The organism is Bacteroidota bacterium, from assembly GCA_016213405.1.
GTDB lineage: Bacteria > Bacteroidota > Bacteroidia > Palsa-948 > Palsa-948 > Palsa-948.
In genome coordinates this window covers 1-4,513 of record JACRAM010000102.1, presented here as the reverse complement: position 1 = coordinate 4,513, position 4,513 = coordinate 1, and the positions used below count along the sequence as shown (strand labels likewise).

The window sequence follows — 4,513 nt, the reverse complement described above, 5'->3', positions numbered from 1 at the left end:
CGAGGGGCGCGCCCCACATGAAAGGTAAGTTAACGGTTTATTATTACTTGATCAAGTTCACCTGCCCGTTGTAATAGTGTGATTTGCCAGAAAAATCGCGTAATTGGATTTTGTAAACATATACATCCTGCTGGGCGATTTCTACTCCTTCATTTGCCCCATTGGATAATAATCCTACGGGGTAAACTCTTCCATCCCAGCCGATGTTCAAATCATTTGTTTTGAAAATCTGGTTTCCCCACCGGTCGAATATGAGCATTTCGTATTCTGTGATCTCCATTCCTTTTCCGCTGAACACATCGTTAATGTGGTCGCCATTGGGAGAGAATGTATTGGGAACATAAAAAGTAAATTCGGGTTTCACTTCAATGGTTTTGATGATGGAATCAACGCACATGCCTGCGTTCAGGGTGACGAGTTTCACCGTATAAATTCCTGTCTGCGCATAAATATGATGAGGATTTTGCTGAGTGGAATTAGTTTCATCGCCAAAATCCCACAACCATTGTGTTGCGTTTATTGACTTGTCAAAAAATCTGAAATCAGGTTGAAGGATGCTTGTTTCGAGAGGAGGGTCTGAAATAAAATTCGCATCGGGAGAAGCTATAATGCCCACGGTGCAGAAAGTTTGCGCTGCAGCAGAACATCCGTAAGGAGAAGTCACTACTACATTCACATTATAGGAACCTGATTCCGTGTACGTGTGAGAAGGTACTGCAGAAGCGGAATGAGTTCCATCTCCAAAACTCCAATTATAAGTTGAACCATTGTTTGAAGAATTTGTATCGGAGAATTGCAGTGTTACCGCATCGCATCCAGTTTCATTTTGAGGAGCAAGATTTATCAGTGGAAGAGGATGAACCACCACCGTGGCAATTGCAGCAGCAGTGGCGCCACACACATTTGTAACGATTACAGAATAAGTGGTAGTTATTGTGGGAGAAACCGTAAAAGGTCCTGCTCCGTTTCCAAGGTTATTGCTCCAGTAATAATTGGTGGCGTTATTTCCTGAAACAGAAGCGGAGAGGGTTGCTGTTTGTCCAATGCAGATGGAAGGGGTTGCGTTCAATGTAACACTCATATTCATTCCGTATACATAAATCGTTGTTGTGCCCGTGCTTGTGCATCCGTTCGCATCGGTGATGATTACCGTGTAGGTGGTTGTGACACCCGGATTCACCGCCTGCGCGCTTCCGAATCCCACATTCGGAAGCCAGAAATAAGTGAAAGGCGAAGTTCCGCCTGATGTGCTGGCGCTGATGGTGAAAATATTGCCGGGACAAATGGTATCGTCAGGAGATGTGGTCACAAGAATTGCATCCGGTTGAGTTATCGTGATGGTATCAACTGCAGAACATCCGTTCGCATCGGTAATTGTTACAGAGTAATTTCCGCCAGAGAGGAAAGAAACTGATGATGTGGTTTGTCCGTTGCTCCATGCATACGTGTAAGGCGAAGTTCCTCCGCCCGCTGCTGCTGCTGCGGAACCATTGCTTCCGTGATTGCAGGAAACATTCTGAACAGACGAAATTGTTGAAGTGAGAAGTGCGGGCTGAGAAATTGTGACTGAATCAGTAATTGAACACCCGTTTGCATCTGTAACAATTACAGAATAATTTCCAGCTATAAGATTTGAGGAAACGGAAGTTGTTTGCCCGTTTGACCAGAGATAGGTATAAGAAGGACTGCCTCCTGCCGCTGCTGCTATTGCTGTTCCGTTATTCGTTCCGAAACATTGTGCAGGAATTGAAGTGATGGAAGAAGCAAGCGGGGAAGGTTGAGAAATATTTATTGAAGTGATGGAGGTGCATCCAGCACTGTCAAGAACTGTTACAATATAATTTCCTGCAGAAAGCCCCGTAGCAGTTTGTAACGTTTGCCCATTGTTCCACATATATGAATAAGGTGGAATTCCTCCGTAAGTAATAGCAGTAGCCGTTCCGTTGCTTCCCCCATTGCAGGAAACATTGGTAAGAGAAAAAATACTCAGCGCAATCTGCGCGGGTTGGTTGATGAAAACATTCTGAATGCTGGTGCATCCATTTGCATCCGTAACCGTTACAAAGTAATTTCCTGATGCAACTCCTGTTATCGTTTGCGTGGTTTGCCCTGTATTCCATGAATAAGAATAAGGAGCACTGCCTCCTGCCGCTACCACAGACGCTGTTCCATTACTCATTCCGAAACAGGTTACATCCTGCTGTGAAACTGAAGCGCTTAACTGTGCCGGCTGAGAAATCAAAACCGAATCAGACGTTACACAACCGTTAGCTGTAGTAACAGACACAGAATAATTTCCCGCAGGGAGATTTGTTGCGGTGGATGTTGTCTGCCCGTTACTCCATATATAGGTATAAGGCGATTGCCCACCTGTTGCGTTTGCGGTGGCGCTGGAATTATTTCCTCCAAAACAGGAAACAGGCGTTGAAGTAAGATTCAAGCTTGCAGGAAGAAATCCATTGTTCACGCTGACAGTATCCATTCCCATGCATCCTTTTGAATCGGTAACCATCACGGTGTAAGTTCCTGAAGGCAACCCACTGATGGAATTTGTTGTGCATCCGCAGGGAAACCATTGATATGTATAAGGCGGAGTTCCTGATGATGCAGTTGCCATCGCAGAACCATTATTCAATCCGCAATTTGCATTGGTTGAGATTGCATTCACATTCACTCCGTAAACTACAAGGCAAATCGCATATGTCAGACTTCCGTTGATGGGACAATTATTATCGGTAATCGTAAGCGTAAAGCAATGTGTTCCTATATCACTCATCGTTGGTGTCCAGGAAAAAGTTCCTGTAGGAAATTGCCCGCCACTTACGGTGAAAGTTGCATTAGAGATTCCATTGTTCCATGTGAGCGTGACTGTTTGTGTAGAGTCAGGATCGGAGGTATAAATATTAAACGAGATGGGATTTCCTGCGCAGGCTGTTGTCATGTACGCGCCCGTTCCGTTGATTCCGTTTATGAAAGGATAAGAGTTATTGCAGTTCATCGTGCGCAGTTGTATGTCGCGAATCACATATCCAACGAGCTGATTGTTTCTCCACTTCTTTACTTTCACTGCCAGAACAGTTACTTCAAGCATGGTAGGTTTCATATTGAGGTCACCCGTAATTGTATCAAATTGCATAGCGGGATTTGTGCTGAGCGGTTGAGTGGCTGTGTAAGGCGGTAAATAAATTATGGTTGATCCACTATAGCCGTTCATCGGAGTTACTAATTCATACGTGATAAAATCTCCATCCGGATCATTTGCACCGTGATTGAAAGTATAATTCTGATAAAGACAGACAAAAGGAATTGGTTTGGTTGTAAAGATTGGCGAACTGTTGCATGGAAAATTCAAATTGTCAAGCGTTGATTCAATATGAATGTTTTGTCCGCCAGGATTAACGATGGTTGTGATTGCAGCATTTCTGCAGCAATAATCAAAACTGAAAATCCAGTCGGTGGCAGGAGTAATGGTAACGATACCTTTATATACCCACTCCTGCACTCCGGGATAAGTTCCGCCCTGGCATTCAGTTAAAAGGTTTGCACACACAAGAGAAATTTCCTGGCCGGTTCCGGGGATCGGCTGAAGAGTGATATTAAAATTCTGACCGGAAGAAAGAGAAGCGCAATTGATAGTTGGAGCCGTGGGAGCGTTTACACCGTGGCAGTCGCGGTAGAAAGAAAGCGTAAGTTCATATTGATTTCCTCCAAGGCATTTGTAAGTGATATCAGCACCTTCAGAGTGACTTGCAAATACATCATTCTGTGACGTTGTCAGCGTTCCTATCAGGGTTATCAGGGGAATCCATTTTGTAAAAAATTTTGTTTTCATAACTTAATTTTTAACAGATTCATTATTCTTTTACGCATCAAATAAACTGAAGTTGGGAAAACAACCGTTTTTTAGACGAATTGAATGAAGTATGAAGCGAGACTGAACGAAATCAAGACGAACAGAAGAAAACTGTCGTTTAATGAAATTTAATAGGAAAAATGAACAGATTTTTTTCAGGAAATAAAATCAGGAGGTTTTCTCAACGAAATACATTTCAATTTCTCCTTTATTCTTTGCCGGAATTTTTCCGCGAAAGTCTGCCCTCACCCCAGTCCTCTCCCAAAAGGAGAGGAAGTTTAGTTGCGTATAAGTGACTCCTGAGATATTTATCTTCCCTGCTTCTCCGCTACTTTCCATTCTTGAGGCAGTATTTACCGTATCTCCCCAAATGTCGTAAGCGAATTTTTTATCGCCAACAACTCCAGCGGTGACGGGACCTGTATGAATTCCGATTCTAAGCTGCCATTGATTATTTCGTTCTTTCATCCATTGCTGAATTTCAATTGCTGCTTTTACAATATTTTCTGCATGATTGGCGTTTGGTGTGGGAAGCCCGCTGGCACACATATAAGCATCTCCGATAGTTTTTATTTTTTCTATGTTGTATTTAGAAATAATCTCATCAAACTTTTTGAAAAGAAAATCCAGTTCGCTTACTAATTCTTCAGCCGATAATTT

At 43.0% G+C, this 4,513-nt stretch carries 2 protein-coding genes; both read right to left on the bottom strand.

Annotated features, from left to right (window positions below):
* Positions 1 to 43 precede the first annotated feature (43 nt).
* The gene (locus HY841_12460; protein ID MBI4931573.1) at positions 44 to 3,832 is read right to left on the bottom strand and encodes a gliding motility-associated C-terminal domain-containing protein; all 3,789 of its coding nucleotides are present in this window, start codon (positions 3,830 to 3,832) and stop codon (positions 44 to 46) included.
* 189 nt (positions 3,833 to 4,021) lie between these two features.
* A partial coding sequence (locus tag HY841_12455; GenBank protein MBI4931572.1) for an adenylate/guanylate cyclase domain-containing protein occupies positions 4,022 to 4,513 on the bottom strand: 492 nt, incomplete at its 5' end.